Annotated in this window: 22 protein-coding genes and 1 pseudogene; 11 read left to right on the top strand and 12 right to left on the bottom strand. The window is 63.6% G+C overall.

Going from position 1 to position 20,147, the window contains the following annotated elements; genetic code table 11:
• Positions 1-49 precede the first annotated feature (49 nt).
• Positions 50-889 carry an exodeoxyribonuclease III gene (locus ACFP3H_RS00815; protein WP_378598120.1) on the top strand — a complete coding sequence of 280 codons (840 nt, stop codon included), beginning with the start codon at positions 50-52 and terminating at the stop codon, positions 887-889.
• A gap of 339 nt (positions 890-1,228) precedes the next feature.
• Here ACFP3H_RS00815 and ACFP3H_RS00810 read toward each other — a convergent pair whose 3' ends face one another.
• The 5 genes from ACFP3H_RS00810 to ACFP3H_RS00790 all read right to left on the bottom strand — a co-directional run bounded on the left by ACFP3H_RS00810 (position 1,229) and on the right by ACFP3H_RS00790 (position 7,912).
• Complete coding sequence (locus ACFP3H_RS00810) at positions 1,229-1,600, bottom strand: Gp19/Gp15/Gp42 family protein (protein WP_378598118.1); 372 nt, start codon at positions 1,598-1,600, stop codon at positions 1,229-1,231.
• A 2,107-nt stretch (positions 1,601-3,707) separates the two neighbouring features.
• Positions 3,708-4,007, bottom strand: a complete 300-nt coding sequence (locus tag ACFP3H_RS00805; RefSeq protein WP_378598116.1) for a hypothetical protein — start codon at positions 4,005-4,007, stop codon at positions 3,708-3,710.
• A gap of 307 nt (positions 4,008-4,314) precedes the next feature.
• Positions 4,315-5,136: a phage major capsid protein gene (locus ACFP3H_RS00800; RefSeq protein WP_378598114.1), complete on the bottom strand. Its 822-nt coding sequence runs from the start codon at positions 5,134-5,136 to the stop codon at positions 4,315-4,317.
• A gap of 194 nt (positions 5,137-5,330) precedes the next feature.
• A complete protein-coding gene (locus ACFP3H_RS00795) occupies positions 5,331-5,759 on the bottom strand; it encodes a hypothetical protein (RefSeq protein WP_378598112.1) in 429 nt (142 codons plus the stop codon).
• Positions 5,760-7,738: 1,979 nt separating this feature from the next.
• On the bottom strand, positions 7,739-7,912 hold the full coding sequence (locus ACFP3H_RS00790; RefSeq protein ID WP_378598110.1) for a hypothetical protein: 174 nt from the start codon (positions 7,910-7,912) through the stop codon (positions 7,739-7,741).
• 162 nt (positions 7,913-8,074) lie between these two features.
• On the opposite strand from ACFP3H_RS00790, the gene ACFP3H_RS00785 reads away from it, so the two are divergent.
• Together ACFP3H_RS00785 and cutA are read left to right on the top strand one after the other, a co-directional pair.
• Complete coding sequence (locus ACFP3H_RS00785; protein ID WP_378598108.1) at positions 8,075-8,701, top strand: helix-turn-helix transcriptional regulator; 627 nt, start codon at positions 8,075-8,077, stop codon at positions 8,699-8,701.
• Positions 8,683-9,003 carry a divalent-cation tolerance protein CutA gene (cutA, locus tag ACFP3H_RS00780; RefSeq protein WP_378598106.1) on the top strand — a complete coding sequence of 107 codons (321 nt, stop codon included), beginning with the start codon at positions 8,683-8,685 and terminating at the stop codon, positions 9,001-9,003. The genes ACFP3H_RS00785 and cutA overlap by 19 nt, the downstream gene beginning before the upstream one ends.
• Before the next feature lie 436 nt (positions 9,004-9,439).
• Here cutA and ACFP3H_RS00775 read toward each other — a convergent pair whose 3' ends face one another.
• Positions 9,440-9,778: a hypothetical protein gene (locus tag ACFP3H_RS00775; RefSeq protein ID WP_378598104.1), complete on the bottom strand. Its 339-nt coding sequence runs from the start codon at positions 9,776-9,778 to the stop codon at positions 9,440-9,442.
• A gap of 29 nt (positions 9,779-9,807) precedes the next feature.
• A complete protein-coding gene (locus tag ACFP3H_RS00770; RefSeq protein ID WP_378598102.1) occupies positions 9,808-11,367 on the bottom strand; it encodes a recombinase family protein in 1,560 nt (519 codons plus the stop codon).
• Positions 11,368-11,422: 55 nt separating this feature from the next.
• Between ACFP3H_RS00770 and ACFP3H_RS00765 the strand changes: the two are divergent.
• The 8 genes and pseudogenes from ACFP3H_RS00765 to yhjD all read left to right on the top strand — a co-directional run.
• Positions 11,423-11,551, top strand: a pseudogene (locus ACFP3H_RS00765) (exodeoxyribonuclease III); the annotation flags it as partial.
• Entirely contained in the window at positions 11,548-12,054 is a 507-nt protein-coding gene (locus ACFP3H_RS00760; protein ID WP_378598099.1) for a guanyl-specific ribonuclease, read from the top strand. The pseudogene ACFP3H_RS00765 and the gene ACFP3H_RS00760, both read left to right, overlap by 4 nt.
• The gene (locus ACFP3H_RS00755) at positions 12,054-12,521 is read left to right on the top strand and encodes a barstar family protein (protein WP_378598097.1); all 468 of its coding nucleotides are present in this window, start codon (positions 12,054-12,056) and stop codon (positions 12,519-12,521) included. Before ACFP3H_RS00760 ends, ACFP3H_RS00755 begins: the two co-directional genes overlap by 1 nt.
• Positions 12,522-12,621: 100 nt before the next feature.
• The gene (locus tag ACFP3H_RS00750; protein ID WP_378598095.1) at positions 12,622-12,819 is read left to right on the top strand and encodes a hypothetical protein; all 198 of its coding nucleotides are present in this window, start codon (positions 12,622-12,624) and stop codon (positions 12,817-12,819) included.
• A gap of 13 nt (positions 12,820-12,832) precedes the next feature.
• A complete protein-coding gene (locus ACFP3H_RS00745; protein ID WP_378598093.1) occupies positions 12,833-13,069 on the top strand; it encodes a hypothetical protein in 237 nt (78 codons plus the stop codon).
• Between the two features lie 79 nt (positions 13,070-13,148).
• A complete protein-coding gene (locus ACFP3H_RS00740; RefSeq protein WP_378598091.1) occupies positions 13,149-14,093 on the top strand; it encodes an oxygenase MpaB family protein in 945 nt (314 codons plus the stop codon).
• Between the two features lie 24 nt (positions 14,094-14,117).
• Positions 14,118-15,149, top strand: coding sequence for a tryptophan--tRNA ligase (gene trpS / locus ACFP3H_RS00735; protein ID WP_378598089.1), 1,032 nt, complete (start codon positions 14,118-14,120; stop codon positions 15,147-15,149).
• 41 nt (positions 15,150-15,190) lie between these two features.
• On the top strand, positions 15,191-16,213 hold the full coding sequence (gene yhjD, locus ACFP3H_RS00730) for an inner membrane protein YhjD (protein ID WP_378598087.1): 1,023 nt from the start codon (positions 15,191-15,193) through the stop codon (positions 16,211-16,213).
• Here the strand turns inward: yhjD and ACFP3H_RS00725 are convergent.
• The 5 genes from ACFP3H_RS00725 to ACFP3H_RS00705 are packed head-to-tail and all read right to left on the bottom strand — an operon-like array spanning position 16,153 to position 20,086.
• The gene (locus tag ACFP3H_RS00725; RefSeq protein ID WP_378598085.1) at positions 16,153-16,866 is read right to left on the bottom strand and encodes a 4Fe-4S single cluster domain-containing protein; all 714 of its coding nucleotides are present in this window, start codon (positions 16,864-16,866) and stop codon (positions 16,153-16,155) included. The genes yhjD and ACFP3H_RS00725 overlap by 61 nt on opposite strands.
• Positions 16,863-17,822, bottom strand: a complete 960-nt coding sequence (locus ACFP3H_RS00720; protein ID WP_378598083.1) for a ComEA family DNA-binding protein — start codon at positions 17,820-17,822, stop codon at positions 16,863-16,865. The genes ACFP3H_RS00725 and ACFP3H_RS00720 overlap by 4 nt, the downstream gene beginning before the upstream one ends.
• 8 nt (positions 17,823-17,830) lie before the next feature.
• Positions 17,831-18,067 carry a DUF2997 domain-containing protein gene (locus ACFP3H_RS00715; protein WP_378598081.1) on the bottom strand — a complete coding sequence of 79 codons (237 nt, stop codon included), beginning with the start codon at positions 18,065-18,067 and terminating at the stop codon, positions 17,831-17,833.
• Positions 18,064-18,504, bottom strand: coding sequence for a hypothetical protein (locus ACFP3H_RS00710; protein ID WP_378598079.1), 441 nt, complete (start codon positions 18,502-18,504; stop codon positions 18,064-18,066). The genes ACFP3H_RS00715 and ACFP3H_RS00710 overlap by 4 nt, the downstream gene beginning before the upstream one ends.
• Before the next feature lie 34 nt (positions 18,505-18,538).
• Entirely contained in the window at positions 18,539-20,086 is a 1,548-nt protein-coding gene (locus ACFP3H_RS00705; RefSeq protein WP_378598077.1) for an AAA family ATPase, read from the bottom strand.
• Positions 20,087-20,147 lie beyond the last annotated feature (61 nt).

The raw sequence follows: 20,147 nt of genomic DNA, 5'->3' as shown, positions 1-20,147 counted from the left end.
GACGACGGTGTCCGGGGGAGCATTCCTTCCTGCATTGTACGGTCGTAGCGTGTCTACGATCCTTTCCACCGTGAATGTCAATGGCGTTCGCGCCGCCGCCACCAAGGGCATGCTGGCCTGGTTGGCGGCGACCGAGGCCGACATCGTCTGCCTCCAGGAGACCAGGGCGACCGACGCGCAGACCGCGGCCGCGTTGGCTCCCGCGCTCGACGCCGGGTGGGTGCTCTCGCACGCCGAGCCGGAGTCCAAGGGGCGCGCCGGGGTGGGGATCCTGTCGCGACGGGCGCCGAAAGCGGTGCGCGTCGGGTTCGGCAGCACCGAGTTCGCGGCGTCGGGCCGCTATATCGAGGCCGACTTCGACGAGGTCACGGTAGCGAGTGTGTACGTGCACTCGGGCGAGGAGAACACCCCGAAGCAGGACGAGAAGTACCGCTTCATGGCCGAGTTCGGCGCCTATCTGAAGGCGCGCACCGGCGATTTCGTGGTCAGTGGCGACTGGAACATCGCCCCCGCCGAGGTCGACCTGAAGAACTGGAAGGGCAATCAGAAGTCGGCGGGCTTCCTGCCCGAGGAACGCGCCTGGATCGCCGAACTGCTCGCCGCGGGCTACGTCGACGTGGTGCGCGCCCTGCACCCCGATGTCGCGGGCCCGTACAGCTGGTGGTCCTATCGCGGCCGCGCGTTCGACAACGACTCGGGCTGGCGCATCGACGCGGTTTACACAACTGAGCATATCGCACAGTTCGCCACAGACGCGCGGGTAGAGCGGGCAGCGACCTACGACCAGCGCTGGTCGGATCATGCACCGGTCACGGTCACGTTCAGCGAACTACCGGGATACCCTGTAACCGAGGTCGGATCGGCGCTGGTAGGGGTCAGTACCGCTTGATTGAGTAGTCAACGTGGGAGGTCCGAGCCGAACCGGTGTAGACCTTCGGCTCACCGTGAACCACGTACCGGTCCCCGTTCCACTCCACTTGTGCTTGGGCCCCCAGTATTGGGGCCCCACCGACCAACCGCATACGGTACGCCGCTTCTGTCTGGAAACCGATTACGTCGGTTTCCTTACCGGTGTCGTTGGAAATCATCATTGAGTTCGGCTGAATCACCCCACGGACGACTACCCCGACCGATGAGGGTCGGGTAATCGTATTTCCATCGGCGTCGATTCGCGTCTCCTCTGGGAACACGGTGATCAGTTGGTTTCCTCGATTGAGTAGCGACATAGCTAGACCGCCCTCGGTAGATTCGGGACTACCACCGACATACCAAACCGCACCCCGAGGGTCTGCCATTCGTCGCGGGTGATCTCTAGTCGACCGGTGGAACTAGCCGCAGACCTCATATAGGTGTAATTACCGTCTGTCTCCGACATGATCCCCTCGGGATTACGAACCACCCGAGTAACGGCGTCGGCCTCCACTTGGATCACGTCATCTTCCAGGATCGCCCCCGAGGTGATCCGATCGGCGAGATCAGGAATCCGACGAACGATCATTCGTTCGGCATCGGCCAGGCGGACGGTTACCAGTTCGGTTTCCGCTGGGGTTAGTTCCCTACCGAGTAGGGTCTGTACATCGGTGGGTTCGGCGTATGTCACAGGACGCCCCGAGGTGTCCGGGGACTCGTGAATCCATGTTCATTCATCGGTTAAGCCAATCGGTAATTATGGTCCGGGGATCAACCTCGGACAGTTCAACAATTTCTAGGGTCTTGGTCCGAGGTGCACCCTCGGAGGTGGCCCAGGCTTCTACGGCATCGAACCAACCTCGGAGGGATAAACCCTCGACTGAGCGGTATTCGTTCGGGAGGCGGGCAGCTAGGGCTCTGGAATCGGTACTACGACGCTTAGAGTTGATCCGGCGAGTCTTAGGCATCGGCATCGCTAGACCGCCTTTCGGGTGGTCGACGCTTCGGGATTCATCTATTCGTCTTCCATACCGGCGAAATTGAGCCGTGCGAGTAGCTGGGAAATAAGCGACCGGGCGGATTGAGCCTGAGCAATCAACGGGTTGATTACCTCCTGACCCATAGAACCTCGGACGGTGAGCGGCGCTGATTCCGCCGCTGAGTCGAGTCGGGCGACGACATCGGCCACCTTGCAAGCATCGAACAGGATTCGCCGTTTGTGCGGCTCCTCGGTGAGGTCGTAGGTGGAAGTAATCGACCTCCACAGAGACTTTCCCTCGGTTTCTAGGCCCCTCGGGGGCCTCAAACCAGGCATAAACCCTCCTTCGGGGTTGGTGACGACCAGGGGAAACGGAAATAGTTGATCCACTGACCTGGAATTATGCGAATTGAAAAATTGAGGTTCTGAATCCCTCGCAAGATAGGGCATCCGTATTACGGGGCGATCCCGAGCACGGAGGCGGGGGTAACCCCCGTGGGTGGCTGACACCTCGGCGAACAGCCGTACCGGTGGCTGTACGCCACAGAGACAGATGACTACCGCCGAATAGTCCATTCCCCTGCACTCCACTCGGTTATTCGCTCACCGTGCGAATAAGCACCGAGGAATACGGCACCGAATCAAACAAACGGATTCAATCCCATATCCCAACGAACGGGTCATAAGCATCATCGGCAACAACACGAGCGGGCACCGATAACTCAGACGGATTCCATTCATGCTCAGGCTTACGCCTCACACTCTCGATATACGACTCGGTACCGATACCGAGGTCGGGAGGTAGTAGGGACCCCCACCACTCGGATACCGCACCCCCCGAGGTCTCTAATACCTCGGGTGCATCTGTATCTCCGGTGGGGTAAGTAGCCGGTGGAGTATCCACCTCGGTACCGGGGGTGCCTAGTGGGCCCCCGGTATCTTCGGCGGAACATGGTTCCCCCTCGTGAACCTCGGGGCGAGAATCCCTCACAGGATTCTCGGCAGTGGGTTGTCCATCACCCGCCGAGGTCCCTAGTACCTCGGCGGGGGAGGGATCACCGGAGTGATCCGCTATCCCCTCGGGGAACTCTGTTCCCTCGGGGTATTTATCACTACCTCCACTGCTAGTTGAATTCACTTCTGGTGAATTCACTACTAGGGGTTCACTACTTTGGTGGGTAGTTTTTACACAGGGGGGTGGGTAATTATTACCCATGGGGGTGGGTAATTTTGACTCATGGTCCCCTAGACCCTGGGTAGTTTTTACACAGGGTGCGTCATCTTCCAGGATCGCCGTACGGGATAGCCGCTCGATTTCCTCGGGGGTAAATCGAGTATTCGACAGTTGAATATGCCAGCGTTCCCACGCCGCCCGCTTACCCGGTCGGGCGTATCGCTGGCGCACCAACCATCCGCACGCTTGCAGGTTCGCCAGTGCGGCACCCACTGTCTTGCGGGTTGTACCGAGGGCGGTAGCCACTTCCTCCGCCGAGGTCTGGAATCCCTCGGAATGCGACCACACGTATAGCGCTACCGATCGGGCCATAGCCGATAACTCGCCATCGCGGGCGAGTGTATAAGGCAGTGAGGTGTACAGGTTCCCTCGGTCACCACCGGCACCTAGACGGCCGTGGTGTTCGATCGGATAACGCTTACTTGTAGGTGTTGTCATTAGTAGTCCCTAAGACTCGATTTATTGTGTCACCGAGGGCTATAAGCTCCTCGGTCGTAAGTGTGATCTTCTTGGTGGAGGTCGGTAGGCCGACTCGATAGATTGTTTCACCGGTCCGACCAATGGACCGACTTACATAGGGTGTGGTCATTCGGTAGCCTCCAGTGCCCCATCTTGGATCGCGTGCCACTCGGCGGCAGTGATCCCTAGTTCCTTCGCATGAATCCATGCGGCTGTAAATCGCTCCCGGTATTCGGATACCGCGTCATTGAGGGCTACCAGCGAAACCCACAGTTCATCGGACTCGGTGCCGGTGATCGCACGGCACACCCGCTCGGTACGTTCGAATGCATCGACGACAGACCGGCACATCATCGAGCAATACTCGCGGCCGGGCGTGCGGCGTTTGGTGCAGCCCTCACGAGCGCATTTACGACGACTCGACACTCGGAATCACCCGCCTACGGTTACGCCGCTTGAATACGTGGGTAGGCCACTGTCCACCGTGACGGTTGGTTCCGCCGCACGGTGGGATCGCCGGGAGGGCGGTAGTTGTCTTCTGGGACACGGTTCCTCGGGGGGTAGGTAAGTGTAGGGGCACACGCTGAAACTCGCTCAGCGTGGCGATTAGGGGGTAGTTTGGTCGCCGGCTTCGATCCTTATCGGGCCCGAATCAACCGGGCCCGACGGGTATTCCCGGATAACCCAAGGGGCGGCCATTGCAGCCGCCCCCGAGGTTATTTATCCAGTGGGATTACGAAGCGTCGTAGCCGCGCACGATTCCCGATTCGTTCAGGAACGCCAGACCCAGACGGGCAACCGCACGAACGTCGATACCGTCGTTATGCACAGCATCGAACCGGCGAACCTCGGTGCCCTTCCTCATAACCAGCATCGTGTGCTCCTCCGGGATACCCCAGAACTTAGTAGCGGCGTCGATCTGATTCGACACAATCACCGGGAGACCCGCGACCACGATTCCATCCTCTACGAACTGGAGGAGCGACTGATTCGATCCGGTGGCGACCTTGAGCTTAGAAATCGCTTCGGCGGTGGCCGGGGAAACGATCCACGATGTCAGCTCAGAACCCGCAGCGATAGCGGCGTACCGAGCCGCTACGAACGGGTCAAGATTGGCAAGGGCCGCACCCGTGTCGATTGTCGAGTAATCAATCGACAGCAGACCGTCCGGGCCCTTGGCCGTGGTGTTACCGAGGTAAGCGGCGTCGATCGCAAGCGCGATCTTGTTAGCCAGACCCGCGCCGATCAGATCAGCAGCGGCGGGGGTGGAATCCTCCGCGAGTTCGTTGGAAATCCGGGTGATACCCGCAGTCTTAGTCGGGATGCACGGAACCTCACCGGTGGTTCCGTCGGTGGTAGCGATGGTATCGAGTTCGTTGTACCAACCGACCGCAGGATCGGAAACCCACTTAGGGAAAACCACCTTGACCTTATCGGTGGAAAACACGGTGCCGGTACGAGCCGCAACAGCCTTAGCCTTAACCGCAAGGTCGACAAGATCGCCGATATCGGTAGGGGTAAAGGCATCGGCGGTTGTGGAATGGATCATTGCCATTGTGTTTGTCCTTTCCGGGACATGAGAAAGCCCCCGATAAGCCTTGAGCGGCTCGGGGGCTCGGAGAATGGAAGAACCAGGACCGATCAATCGGTCTGGTGAATGCGGATCAACCGCAGCGTTGGATACAAGCGGCCGCAGACCGCTGGAGGTATCCGGAAGGAATCAAGAGGCTATGTTCTCTCATCCGAAACTCAGAGAGCGAGGAACTCGCCCCACGACGGGGAAGCCTTCACCGGGGTACCGGGATTACCGGAACCCTGAGTGAAATCGGTAGCTCGCTGGCGGGTACCGAGTCCGGGACGCTCCCCGATAATCGCTTGGGCCACTGATTCAACGGCGGCGGTATCGACACCGCCCTCGGCGGTGAGGAAATCGGCTAGAGTCTTGTCACCGATGGTAAATACGTCACCGGGAGCGGCAAGGTTCTTAGCGGCGATACGCTCCACTTCGGCGCGCTGGTAACCCTCGATACGGGCTGTAAGCGCTTCGACCTCGGCCCGAGCATTATTACGCTCGACACGGTAACGGGCCTCCTTGCTGCCCGTCTGGACAACCTCGGTTCGGGGTGCGGCAGCCCCCGGCGTGGCAACGTTTCCGTTGCCCGTGTTCTGGTCAGTCATTCAGGGATTCCTCTAGTTCGGCGATTCGGGATTCCGCATCGCGTAGTTTGGTTCGGTACTTGGCAGTGTTCCGTCGCATCTTCGCTATACGGTCCTGCCAATACCGGGGGAGTTCGCTTAGTGGTGTGAATTCGTTCATGGTCCCTGGATTCCGGCGAGTGTCTTATCCGGGATGCCGACAGGCGGTTTCGGTCGGGTGTATCGGCGCATGAACAGCGCCTTACGTTCATCGTCCGAGGAGAACCACGGGCGGTTACCCGCTGCCAGGATCTCCTCCTGGTAACTATGATTCGATTCGGTGAATGCGGCGTAGGCCGCTTCTCGGTCCTCGGTGGTCCGAGCGCGGTAATGGTTTCCCTGATACCAGCTCATTAGTAGCCGATCCGATCGGCGGCGTAATCCCGATCCGGGAACCACGCAAGAACAATCGTGTCATCGTCCACGATGTTGGTTGTCTTGGTCGGTACCGTCCACACTCGCGGTTCGTAGTTGGGTTCGGTGAGAGAATCAATATTCATTCATGCTCCAGGCACTAAAAAAGCGGCCTGTAAGGGCCGCTGGCGGGTTTTTACGGGTTGTTCAGACGATTACCGCGAATCGACCTAGTGTCGATCAGAGAACGGCGGCGGGTGCTTCTCGACTAGTTCACGGGCTACGTCGGCTAGGTTCCGACCCTCAAAGTCATAACCGGCTGCTGCGAATATTTCTACGGCATCCTTAGCCGCCCTGAGAATGAGCCGATCGGTAGCGGCTCGGTCCCGGTCACGTTCTCGCCTGCACTCCTTACACAGGTAATTCGCGTCTCGGTATGCGGCGGTTGGTGTTGGGTGTCCTCGGGGGCACTCTGTGGCGGTCATCGTTCCCCTTTCCGTGGGACTCTTGTGTGTTTGTGGAAATAAAAGATCGCCGCACGATTGCGGCGGAAGCTTGAACCCTTGTCGTGGCTGTTTCTAAACCAACAAGGGGCTATCCCGGACTCCAGGTCTCGGGACCACTCGGGAGTTGCGAGTGGTGGAATGCTGGCCCCCTGAGAACCAGCATTATCCGATGGTGACTGACAGGGCCATCGGAAGAATCGGGAGCGGGGAGCTTTCCAGCTCGACCCGTTCACCGTGTATATACGGGACGATTTCCAGTGAACCCTATAATGTGACGTAGTTCACATAGACTACCTGAGATTTCCAATGGAGTGGTCATTACCCCGGTGGATGTGATCCACCTCGTTGGCTGCCCCTTGGCAGCTTCGACCTTGGATCTGACAGATCCAATCGTCTCGGCGAAGCACCTGGCTTCGCAGAGCCTCCCAATTCCTTGGGAGGTCGTCAGACCGTCTCGAAGAAGACCACGCCATGGTCTTCTCCAATGGGTGTGTCTATGTAGAGCGGCATTGAGAATGCCGCGATAGTCGGCGTAGGCCGACCTGATGACCGGCCTTCGGGGCCGGTCTCAGTGAGCGAAGCGAACCGTCAACGACCGGGCTTCAAGGCCCGGTCTTAACAGGGCCGAGGTGAACCGAGGCTCACCCCAATCACCCTCCGTATGGTTCCCTCTTTCCCCTTACATACATATATAGGCACGTACCCCCCCCGGAAAATACTCGCATAGCCCAGATGTGTGACGTAGTTCACATAGACTACTGGAATCTCGCGTGATATGTCGATCCGGGTACCAACCTCCCGCCAATCGGGAAAACATCGCTCAGCAGGGCGTTCAGAGGGCTCTAATGCGGCCTGTAGGCCGCCGTCCGAGTGTCCACATCCTGTAGTACATGCGAATCCGTCGAAAAGTACGGTTATTGTGATCCGATTCATAAACAGAGAAAACCCCGCTTTATGGGCGGGGTTCGTTCTGGGGTATTCGAGCGGCAAGCCAGACTGTTTGAATGGTTGACGCTGGAAATCCTACCTAATCGGCGGGCCACCATACCGCCGCAGCGAATACGGTCAGCGGTAGCCCTATCACTACTGCCCACAGCGCGATCACTTGTAGCCCTCGGCGGCGGTGGGCCAAGCGTCTATGTTGTCGAGGGTGCCGGTGCAGACCACTCGCCACGGGTTCGCGAGTTGCCAGCCCTCCGGGCATGGCTTGATTGTCAAGGACCGCAACGCGGCCCGGTCGACCAGTGGTTCCAACTGTTGACGAATCGCGCTCACGATCCCCTCCTCCGGTGGTGGATTCCGCCCTCGGCGGGGACTCTGATTTCACCCGCCGAGGGCGTTGTCCATGATTCTGATCCGGCTGAGTCCATGTCGTCTACCGCAGTCGTATTCGTCTAAACTGGGTGGGATATACCCCCTATGTGGTAGGAGGCCCTTGTGGGCACCTCGGATGTAATCCGGCGACGCCGGACCCAGCTCGGTTTATCGCAGGCCGCTCTAGGGCGGCTAGTCGGTGTAGACCAGAAAATGATCAGTCGCTACGAGTCCGGCGAGTCGGTACCCGACATCGTCACCGGAACCAAACTCGCTGACGCACTTGGGATTTCGGTCTACGAACTAGCCGGGAGATCCACTCGCACACTGGATCTCGCGGGCGATTGGACGGCGTCCTGGCAGACGTGGGGCGACACCGGCGAACGGGTCGATACCCACGGCCTGAGCATCACTCAGGACGGATTGTTCCTCGGGTTGGACGGGGCTAGGGCCCGTCCCGTGGAGGATGGTTCCTACGCCTGGACCGGCGAACTGAGACTCTTCGATAATGAGTCGTTGATCGGGTGGTACGTCGCTACCGAGGGCGCGGTGAGGTCCAAAGGATCGCTGTACTTCGCACTGCACCCACAAGGGTTGGCGATGGCCGGTTCCTGGGTGGGTCAGTCGGCCGCTGGTCTGGTGATCCGTGGGTGGGGTGCCATCACCCGCCGCCCCGAACTTTCCGAGCCCTTGGTCGACCTACTCCGGTCGACTCAGGGAAACTTGGCCGCATGGCCGAACAGCTTGTAACCGTGACCATTACCGCCGAGTCCGCCGAATGGCTCGCTACGTTCACCCGAGGTCTGGTCTCAGACCGGCTAGCCGCTTGCGGGAACATCGTTCCGGCGGTGCGGTCCATCTACGCATGGGATGGGGCGGTGCAGGACGACGCCGAGTCGCTGGTGTTGATTCATACCCGAGCCTCCTCGGTGCCCGCGATCATCGCCAGGGCCGACGCTGACCACCCGTACGACACCCCGCAGGTGATCGCGGTCCCGATCGTTGAATCCCACGACGGCTATCGAGAATGGGTACTCGCTCAGACGGATTGAGTCTTGACTCCGGGTTATCCATCGGGTATAAGCCAAGAACTCTACACCGAGGGGCGCGTATTGGGCCCTCCTGGACACGTAGACGGCCTAACGCCGTCGCGGTGGGGAGTTGTCTAGGTTCGGTGGTTCCGATGGCTCACAGAGCCCTATAGCCGTTCTCTACGTAGGCGGCCTCCAGGCCGCCCCGAGATTCAGCGATCCCCCAAGGGATCGCGGTAACTACCTAGGGGCCCTCCAGGGCCCCCGGTAGAGAACCCGTAAGGGTTCTCACCGTAGAACCCCTAAAGGGGTTCTTACTACGCGCGTACGTTCACTCGCTCTATGCGCGCGGGAAAGGTACTCCGAGCGTGTCGGAGTACGAACCACCCTCGGATACCAGAAACCCCCCGAACGGCCTTAGAGGGCCACTCAGGGGGTTTTTCTGTATGGGGACGGTCTAGGTTCGGTGGAGTCCGAAGCACTCCGAGCACGTATCCGGTTCGGTCACTTGGTGGGGTGTATCCACGTCGTGGAAGTGCTGACAGAAACCGCACGGGTCGAACACCTCGGACCGAGGTTCAGCCGACAGGATCGAACCGCGCTCACCGGGGAGCGCGTAGACCTCCACAATCACTTTTCCGAACATCCACTCCGAGTCTTCGAACTCCTCGGAGATGGCGAGTACCAGACCGAGGTCCCGAACCCGATCCCGTACCGGTTGGAACAGCGGGTCGGTGTCCTGCACAACCGGGGACCGGTACACACGAACCGAATCGGCGTCGGATTCTGCGATCATGGAACCGGGGGAGTTGGCTATAAGGATCATTAGCGGTTTCCTCCGAAACGGTTGTCGAGGTCTGTGAGAATCCGAGTCCGATCAGACTCGGGGAGGTCCAGGGCATCGTGAATCTGATCGGTCGGTGCGTAAATCCGAAACTGTGCGATCGGTTTCATGGAACGGATATACAGCTTGATTCCCGCTTTTAGTAGCAGGGCTCGGCGTTCCTCTGAATCCATCCGTCCGTACGCTTCGGCGTAGGTTTCGCCGGTTGGTTCCTTCACGTACTCCGCTTCACGGTGCGGCAACGCTTCGAGTTGCTTTCGCTTCTCGACAAGAGCGGTCATACGCTCTAGGTATTCCTCCTGGCCGCCTACGTAGTCGTACAGGCCGATGTCCTTTTCGTCTCGGACTCCGACCATTGCCCGCTCTACCGCCTGCAATTCGTCGGTGTGATCTTCGCCGGGGATGAACCTGGTTTCCGTCACCGGGAGCGATGCCAGTTCTTCGAACACGGTTTCGTCCAAGAGTTCTTGGACCCAAGATTCCAGGAACGTCGCACCGGTGCATCGCGGTTTGCCAGTCTTGGGAACGCACCGGTAGTACGAGTATTTTTTGCCGTTCGCGTGTGAGTTCACGACTCGATACAACCGGTCTTCGCACTGGTCGCAATAGACGATTCCGAGCAGGGGCGCGGCACCGTTTGAGCGCTCGCGTGTGCGAGATCGCTTGGCTAGGTGTTGCTGAATCCGGGTCCATTCCTCATCGGTGAATATCCCGGTGGGTGTGTACCGGATCGGCATACCGTCCGCTCCACGGGCAAGGTGCCGTTCCTTTACCGAACGGCCAATGAGTTTGAAACCCTGAGTAGCCGGGGATTTGAGAATCTTTCCGACACTCGACTGATTCCAGGTGTCGGAAACCTCGGTCTTTCGGTTACTGCCCTCTTTGAGGTGGAACCGTGCGGGTGTAGGAAAACCGTCGGTGGTGAGTCGGGTAGCTATCTCCCATTGGGATTTGTCAGCGATTGTCATTTCCCCCATGAGGCGGACCGCTTCGGAGGTCACCGGATCAATCTCTAGCGTCTTACCGGCGCGGGGATGATCAATGATCCGGTATCCGTAGGGCGGTTGACCGCCGGGCCACCGGTCCATTTTCCTGAGTGCGGTATGCGAATCCTTGACGCGGGTTGACAACGTACCCGCTTCGAGTTCGGCGAGTGCCGCGATGATTGCCACCATCGCCTTACCGAATGGCGTACCGAGGTCGAAGCCCTCGGTAGCAGACACGAGGCTCTTACCGTTGTCCTCGCACCACTGGATTAGGTCGGCGAGATCCTTGGATGACCGGACCAACCGGTCCAGCCGCCATACGACGATCACGTCGAACTCATGGCACCGGTTCTTGAGCCAGTTGCCGAGTTCGGGCCGATCGAAGGGTGAGTACTTGGTGGCGGATACGTCAAGGTCGGTGGCCTCACCGGCCACTGTCCAGCCACGGGCCTGCACGGTGTTCCGGCCGTGCTCTAGCTGTCTGCCCGGTGACGTAGATTCGTCTGTCATGACAGACAACCGCGCTACCAGCAACGCGCGTTGTACGGGGTCCATCTCGGGTCCTTCCCTGCTCAGGGTCGATTCTAGTTGTAAACCCGAGTCGATCCGGTGGCGCATCGATTACCACCTTGCCCTCGGTGAGTTGGCCGGTCGCGCCAAGCAGGCCGTGGTCGAGCGGGCCGCCGCCTACGACCAGCGGTGGTCCGACCACGCGCCCGTTACTGTTCAGTTCCGATGACACTCTCACGCAAGACTCTCGGCCTGCTCGGTGGACTCGTTCTGGTGCTCGCGGCACTCGGGCTCTCGCTGTTCGGCGGGGGCGGCGGCGACCACACCACCGCGCCGACGTCCACGCGGGCGGTGGTCGACAGCACGACCGTCGCACCGAAGCCCGGTAACTCCACGGCTCCGAAACCCGCTGCTCCGCAGGGCAATTCGTCATCGGTCAGCAAGGTCGCCGGTGTGCCCGATCGCGCCTACACCACGCTCGTCGAGATCGACGCCGGTCGCTGGCCGGATTCGGCGAACGCGCCGGGCACCAAGGGCGGCGAGCAGTTCATGAATCGGGGCACCAAACTGCCCGCCAAGGACTCGGCGGGCAACCCGGTGAAATACCAGGAGTGGGATGTGAATCCCAAGCAGCGCAACCGGGGTCGCGACGCCGAGCGCATCGTCACCGGCAGCGACGGCAGCGCCTGGTACACCGGCGACCACTACGACACCTTCACCAGGATGCGCTGATGACCACGCTGTCGCAGTTCCTCGCTCGCACCGGCCCCGCGCCGCGTCCGGTGATCGGCGCGCTGCCGGTCGACGCCAACCAGTTCAGCGGCGTGCGCTACGACGCGCCCGCCGACTACCGGGTGCGCGAACTGCGCGGCGCGAAGATGCGCACCGTTGCCGAACTGTTCGACGAGTTCGCCGCCGCCTTCCAGTTCCCGTACTACTTCGGCGCCAACAAGGACGCCTTCGACGAATGCCTGCGCGACCTGGACGACTTCATCGGTGACACGGCCGGCTACGTCGTCGCGGTCCGCACCGCCGCCGACCTGCTCGCCGACCAGCCCACCGAACGCGCCTGGTTCGACAGCGCCATGCGCGACGCCGCCGCCTACTGGGCCCGCCGCGACGTGGTCTTCCGGGTGGTCCTGCAAGGCGAGCCGGAGGCGTTCGGCGCCGTCGAGTTGGTCGACCGGCCGTCTCCGTAGTTCCGCTGCCAACGAAACTGACGGCTACCCCGAAACAGTCTGCCTCCCTATCGTTCTCACCGGTGCGCATCACTCCCACCCGCACCGACGAGGAGACACGATGAAACGAGTACTGGTCGGCGCGGCGATCACCGCCGCCCTCCTGACCTCCACCACGGGCCTGGCAACCGCCCAACCCGCCGCGCCCCAGCCGATCGCCGACAGCGGATCGGCGCTGTGGTACGGCCTGATGGAGGCTCTCGTGTGGCTGGGCAACGGTTCGTCGGCGCCGTGTACAGCCCCTGCGGGGCTGTGCTGAGATGGAGTACACGATGAAACGAGTGTTTGCCGGTGTCGGTGTCGTCGCCGCGATCATGACGGCCGGTGCCGGGGTGGCAGTCGCCGAGGTGCCCGCCCACGGTGTTCAGCAGGTTGCCGAACCGTCCACCGGTTCCGGGGACCTCCTGACCGGTCAGCTGTACCACCTGTTCACCCAGCTCGCCAGCGGGTCGTCGCAGCCGTGCGACGGCATTCAAACCGACGTCTGCCTCCCGACGCCGACCCCGTAGGGCGAAACGCGCACCCCTTGCCAACAGGGTGAATTCGGAGGATTCTCGGGCCTACACGCACTCGACGAGGAGGCGCGCGATGGCCGTACGGCAGCGGGAACCCGGGTATTTCGCCGATGATTCGATGATTCGGCGGGTGATGAGCAAACGGGCGGTCGGGCTCACGTACGGGGTGCGGGCGTTGGTGATCGGGGCGGTGCATCCGCTGCTGTTCGTCGGGACCAGTGAGCACACCGCGCATCGCACGACCCCGTATACGCGCCTGGCCGTCACCGGGGCGTTGTTCGAGGCGGTGTTCCTCGGCACCAAAACCGAGGCCGACCGGGCCCTGGCCTTCACCCGCCGCAAGCACGCCACGGTGGTGGGCGCCCTGCCCGAAGACGCGGGCGCCCACCACCCGGCCGGCACCAGCTACGCCGCCCTCGACCCGCACCTGATGTACATGACCATGGCCTTCACCCTCGATTCGGCCGAGGCGATGTACGACCGGCTCGTGCGCGACCTCACCTCCACCGAACGCGAGGACCTCTACCAGGACTACGTGCGCTGGGCCGAACTGTTCGGCATGCCACGCTCGGCCGCCCCCGCCGACTACCCGAGTTTCCGGCGCGGCTTCGACACCTACCTGCACTCGGACGAGTTGTTCCTGACCGAGGAAGCGGCCCTGGTCGGCTCCTACCTGGCAGGCCACCGCAAGGCGTATCGCCTGCCCGCACCCGCCGAACAGGTCGGTTCGGCGCTGTACCTGCTGGTCCAGGGCAGTCTGCCGCCCCGGATCCGGCACCTGTACGGCATCGAATGGGGCCTGGCCGACGAACTGGCCCACCGCGCGCTGTGTCGCAGCATCCGCACCGCCCACCTCGCCCCGCCGCTGGCCCCTCGGGTCCTGGCGGGCGCCCTCGCCGGACCCAGCACCCCGTCCTATCAGCTGCTGGCCCGCCGCGAACAACACATGGTCCGGGCGGGTCGGGCGAGTATGCCCGGCGTCGACCCGCGCAACTGGATCCAGCGACACGGCGCCTGACACCGGCATGGAAAGATTCGGGGTATGTCCAGTCCTGCCCCGGCCGCGACGGCCGAACGCAAGCAGCGGGTGCTGTCGGGCATCCAGCCCACCAGCGACTCCTTCCACCTCGGCAACTACCTGGGTGCGCTGCAGTACTGGGTGACGATGCAGGACGAGTACGACGCGCTGTACTTCATCCCCGACATGCACGCGATCACCGTCAACCAGGATCCCAAGGCGCTGCGCGCGCGCACCAAGGCTGCCGCCGCCCAGCTGCTCGCGCTCGGCATCGACCCCGCCAAGTCCACGCTGTTCGTGCAGAGCCAGGTCCCCGAGCACGCCGAACTTTCGTGGGTGCTGAGCTGCATCACCGGTTTCGGCGAGGCCGGTCGGATGACCCAGTTCAAGGACAAGTCGCTCAAGCAGGGCGCCGACAACGCCACCGTCGGCCTGTTCACCTACCCGGTGCTGATGGCCGCCGACATCCTGCTCTACCGCCCGCACCAGGTCCCGGTCGGCGAGGACCAGCGCCAGCACCTCGAGCTGACCCGAAACCTGGCCCAGCGCTTCAACACTCGCTACAAGAAGACCTTCGTCGTGCCCGAACCGCACATCGTCAAGGGCACCGCCAAGATCTTCGACCTGCAGGATCCCACCGCGAAGATGAGCAAGTCCGCGGCCAGCGACTCGGGCCTGATCAACCTGCTCGACGACCCGAAGATCACCGCGAAGAAGGTGCGCTCGGCGGTCACCGACACCGAGCGGGAGATCCGCTACGACCCCGAGCACAAGGCCGGGGTGAGCAATCTGTTGGTGATCTTGAGTTCGCTGACCGAGACCCCGGTCGCTGACCTCGAGGTGAATTTCGCCGGTAAGGGTTACGGTGATCTCAAGGCCGAGGTGGCCGACGCGTTGGTCGAGTTCGTCACGCCGGTGCAGAAGAAGGTGCAGGACTACCTGTCCGATCAGGCAGAGCTGGACCGGATTCTGGCCGTGGGTGCCGAGCGAGCGCGCGAGATCGCAGGCAACACACTTGCTCAGGTGTACGACCGGGTTGGCTTCCTCGCCCGCTGACCCGTTGCGCGCCTGGGGCTTTCGCTGAAGGGGCGCGTGTCATGCAGTTGATCGACAACATCTCGGCCACGGTCGAGAAGCAGATCGGGAGCAGGCCCTGGCTGGATCATCTGGTCAGGGCCGGTGGTCGATTCCAGCGCCAGCGCGGTGACTTCTTCGCCGCAGGCATCACGTATTTCACTGTGCTGTCGCTGTTTCCGCTGCTGATGGTCGCGTTCTCGGTGGCCGGTTTCATCCTGGCCGGACACCCCGACCTGCTCACCGAACTCCAGGCCAAGGTCATCGAGAACATCCCGGGCTCCTTCGGCGACCAGATCAACGACCTCATCGACCAGGCCCTGGACTCACGCGGCACGGTCGGCATCCTCGGCCTGCTGGTCGGTCTCTACACCGGGCTGGGCTGGATCGCGAACCTGCGCGCCGCGCTCACCGAACAGTGGGAGAGCCAGAGCCCCGAAAAGCCTTGGTGGCAGGCGAAACTGTCCGATCTCGGCGCGCTGATCGGGCTCGGGCTGGCCTTCGTGGTGTCGCTGGGACTCTCGGCGTTGGCGGCGAGCGGGTTGGCCAAGCGGGTGCTCGAACTGGTCGGCCTCGAACACCTGCCCGGGGCCGGGGTGGCATTGCGGTTGTTGTCGATCGCGCTCGGCGTGCTCGCCTCGTGGGCGGTGTTCGCGTGGATGATCGCGCGCCTGCCCCGCGAACCGGTTTCGCTGCGCAGCGCGGCGCGGGCGGCGATGCTGGCGGCGGTCGCGTTCGAGATCTTTAAACTCATCGGCGCGATCTACCTGCGCACGGTGCTGTCGAGCCCGGCGGGCGCCACGTTCGGCTCGATCATCGGCCTGATGGTGTTCAGCTACATGACCTACCGGATCCTGCTGTTCGCCACGGCGTGGGCGGCGACCTCGCGCGACAACGAGGCGGCCGCGACGGTCGCGCCGCCGAATCCGGTGATCATCCAACCGCGGGTGGTCGAACACGGACCCTCCGCCGGGGCGGGTGCGGCCTACTTCGGCGCGGGCGTGCTCGCGGCGCTGGCGCTGGTGCTGTTCGGTAAGCGCAAGTAGGTGCTGCGCGGCTGGTCGGCGCGGCGGCCGAGGTCGTGGAGGAGGGCATCGAGGGCGTCGACATCGCCCCAGCCGTTGACGGCGATCGTGCCGTCCGCGCCGACCCGCACCTCGACCCGGTCGGGAACCGTGGTGAACTCGAGGTCGCGGTAGCGGTCGGTGAGGGCGCGCAGGCCCTGGTTCGTCGAACCGATCCAGGGGCGTTCGCGGTCGACGAGGTCGGCGCGGTAGGGGCCGTCGGCGAGCAGGTCGGTGTGGGTGAGCAGGTCGGCGATGTCGGGTCGGTGCCGCGCCCAGTCGCGCAGGTCGGCGTAGTCGTAGCCGGTGAAGGTCATCACGGACAGGCCCCGCGCTCGTGCGCCGGCCGCGACGATGGCCAGCGCCGCCGCCTGCTCGAACGGCTCTCCGCCGAGCAGGGTGATGCCTTCCACGCCCGCCGCCACCGCGTCGGCCAGGATCGCCGGTGACCAGTCGGCGACCGAGACATCGGAACCGCCCGCGCTCGCCCACAGCTGCGGATTGAAGCAGCCCGGACAGCGAATCGTGCAGCCCTGCACCCAGATCGCCATCCGCAACCCCGGCCCTTCGGCCTCGGTGGCGGTGAGTACCCGCGCCACCCGCAGGGTTGCCGGGGAGGTCGCCGCCGGGATCACAGATCCAACCTTCGGCCCAGGTTCTGGACGGCGCGCGGCGGTGCGGCGAAGTCGAGTCGGTCCGAGATCCGGGACAGCTCATGGGGTTTGAGGCCGGCGACCGAACCGAACTCGTGCACGTCACGGAATCCGCCACTGCGCTCCCGCGCCGCCAGCACCGCTCGTGTCGCCGCGTCGGACAGACCGAGGGTCGCGAGTTCGCGCTCACCGGCGGTGTTGACCGCGATCCGGGTCGGGGATTTCGCGAGGGACGGAGGTTGCGAGCCGACGGGGTCGGGACTCGCGTGACCCCACGGCGCGGCGGCGTTACCGGAGGGAGTGTCGACCGGTTGACCGAACCCGGAGGCAACCGTGTGGCCTGGGGGAGTGCCGACTGGTTGGCCGTATGGGTCGGTGGCGGGGGTGCCGAGCGGTTGTCCGAACCCGGAGGCGACCGCGTGGCTTTGAGGAGTGCCGACCGGTTGACCGAACCCGGTGGCGGTGTGGCCGTACGGAGCACCGGCCGGCGGACCCCAGAACTGGCGCGGGTCGGCCCCCACCCAGTCCGGGGCGGGCTGGTAGGCGGGCACCTGCGGATAGACGGGGACGAACGGTTGCTGCCGGAGTTCGGTCTGGGCGAGTTTGTACAGGTAGTGCGGGCGGGCGAGCAGGGCGTGGACGACGCCGCCGAACATGATGGCGAGCATCAATCCGGCGCCCCAGTCGCCGTAGGCCTGCTGGGTCGAGGTGGGTGGGGTCGCGCCCTCCGCCACCTCGGACTTGCTCGCGCCCGACAAGGTCATCAGCACGAAGCACGCGACCGCGCCGACGAGATAGATAACGCCGCAGAGGGTCCACGCGCGGGTCTTCGTCCGCAGCCCGATGTAGAGAAAACTGGTCCACGTGAGCAGCCCGCACGCGAAGGTCGGCAGCACCCACAGGCTGTGGGTGATCCGCCAGTTCCGGGTGCCGGGCATCGGGCTGGTCACCAGCGGCCGTCCAACTGCTCACGCTGCGGTTCGACCACGCTGGGCTCGGTCCTGACGGTTTCGGTGCGCCACCAATCGGCGGTGTAGGCGCTGTCCTCGGTCGTGGCCTCGAGCAGATCCTCGAGCGCCTGCACGTACGGCAGGCAGTCTTGGCCGAGCGCGTCGTGGGTTTCGGCGGCGACGCGACCGTCGGCGCCGATGGTCAGGGTGAGGCGAACGGGCTTGTCGCTCATCGGTTCACCTCGAGCACCATGGTCACCGAGGCGTCGGTGTTGGCCGTTTCCGAGACCAGGGTCATGCCGGCTTCGGGCGCGCGCTCACGTACCCGATTCAGTACCTCGGCCTGCACGCGCCGACCGTAGGCCGTGTCGACGCGCATGATCGAGGCCACGCACTCCTGCTCGTCGGTGGTCCCGGTGAAGTGGGCCTGCCAGATGCCGTCGGTGTCGCGGCGCAGCTGGGCCGCGAGTCGCTCCCATTCGACGTCGATCGCGTCGGGTCCGGTGTCGGTGACCCGGCCGCCGGTGTCGGCCAGCGCCAGCGCGAGCAGGCGCCGGTCGCGCAGTCGGGTGGACACCGTGCAGGTGGCGGCGTCGGGGGAGCTGTGCGCGGCCGCGGCCTTGGCGACGGCGCCGATCGCGATCGGCACCAGGATGAGGGAGATGCTCATTCCCGCAGTATCGCGCAGCGGCCTTGTAATCCGCTTACCAATCCCGCGCGGGGATCTCCAACCCGGACGCCGAGACCGCGCGCAACTTCGCCCACTCGCGCAGGGCGGTGATCTGCGCGCCGTGCAGCGACGACAGCGGCACCGTGTTCTCCACCGCGTGGAACAGGTCGGCCGCGATCAGCGCGCGGCGCCCGGAGTAGGCGTCGAACAGTCCGGTGACCACCGCCTGCTCGATCTCGGCACCGGAGAAACCGTCCGAGGACGCGGCCAGATCCTGAATCAGCTTCGGCGACAACGTCATCCCGGCCGCCGGTCCGCGTAACCGCTGGGTCAGATGCAGCCGCCAGATCGTCTCGCGCTCCGCCGCGCTGGGCAGGTCGACGAAGAAGATCTCGTCGAAGCGACCCTTGCGCAGGAACTCCGGCGGCAGGTTCTCGATCGAATTCGCCGTCGCGACAACGAAAACCGGGCGATCCTTCTCCTGCATCCAGGTCAGGAACGTCCCGAAAACCCGTGCGCTGGTACCGGTGTCGCCCGCCGAACCCGCCCCGGCGAAACCCTTGTCGATCTCGTCGACCCACAGCACGCACGGCGCGCACGCCTCGGCGGTGGCCAACGCGGTGCGAATATTGTGCTCGCTGGCCCCGACCAGCCCGGCGAACATCCGTCCGATGTCGAGCCGGATCAGCGGCAACCCCCAGGACGCGGCAACGGCCTTGGCGGTCAACGACTTTCCGCACCCGGGAACACCGGTGATGAGCACGCCCTTCGGCGCGGGCAGCCCGTAGGCGACGGCCTCGGCCAACCAGGAATCCGAACGCTTGCCCAACCACGTCTTGAGCACCTCGAGCCCGCCCACGTCGTCGAGCCGCACCTCGGTCCTGATCAGCTCGAGCAGCCCGGACTTGCGGATCGTCTGCGCCTTCTCGGTCAGGACCACCTCCACGTCGTCCTCGGTGAGGGTGTTGCCGTTGACCATGGCCAGGGAGAACGCGTTCTCCGCCTCGGCGAGGGTGAGGCCGAGCGCGGCCTTGGTGAGTCGGTCGTGGCCGGAGGCGCCGAGGGCGATGCTGACGGTGTCGTGATTGCGCGCGATCATCGAGTCGAGCAACTCGCGCATCGACTGCTCGTCGGGCAGCGCGAAATCCAGGACGGTGACGTCTTTTTCGAGTTCCGGCGGAATCCGCAGGACCGGCGCGACGATGATCGCGGTGCGCGCCGACTCGCCGCCGCGGAACTCGCGCACCAGATCGCGCAGCGCGCGCACCACCTGCGGGTCGGCCGGGCGGCTGCCGTCACCGAGGAACGCGTGCAGGTCGTCCAGGACGAACACCGACCGCTCCTGCACCCGGGTCACCCCGCCCAGCATCGCGGCGGGCTCGGTGGTGTTGCGCTCGGGCAGCCCGCCCTCGCGGCACAGCCCCTGCGTGCTCGACCAGTGCCAAACCGCCCGCGGCACCGCCAAACCGGTTGCCGCCGCGATGATCTCGGCGTGCACGCGCTGCTCCTCGAAGGTCTCGACGAACAGCAGCGGGAACCGGGCCTGTAGGAGCGCGGTCAGTGATCGGCGGAACGGGGGCACGGCTGCCGATGGTAGCGGCTCCTCGGCGTCGGGGACCACGTCGAGTCGCGGGTTCGGTGCG

Source organism: Nocardia lasii, assembly GCF_042658545.1.
GTDB classification, from domain to species: Bacteria; Actinomycetota; Actinomycetes; order Mycobacteriales; family Mycobacteriaceae; genus Nocardia; species Nocardia lasii.
This window is presented reverse-complemented; position numbering and strand designations above follow the sequence as displayed.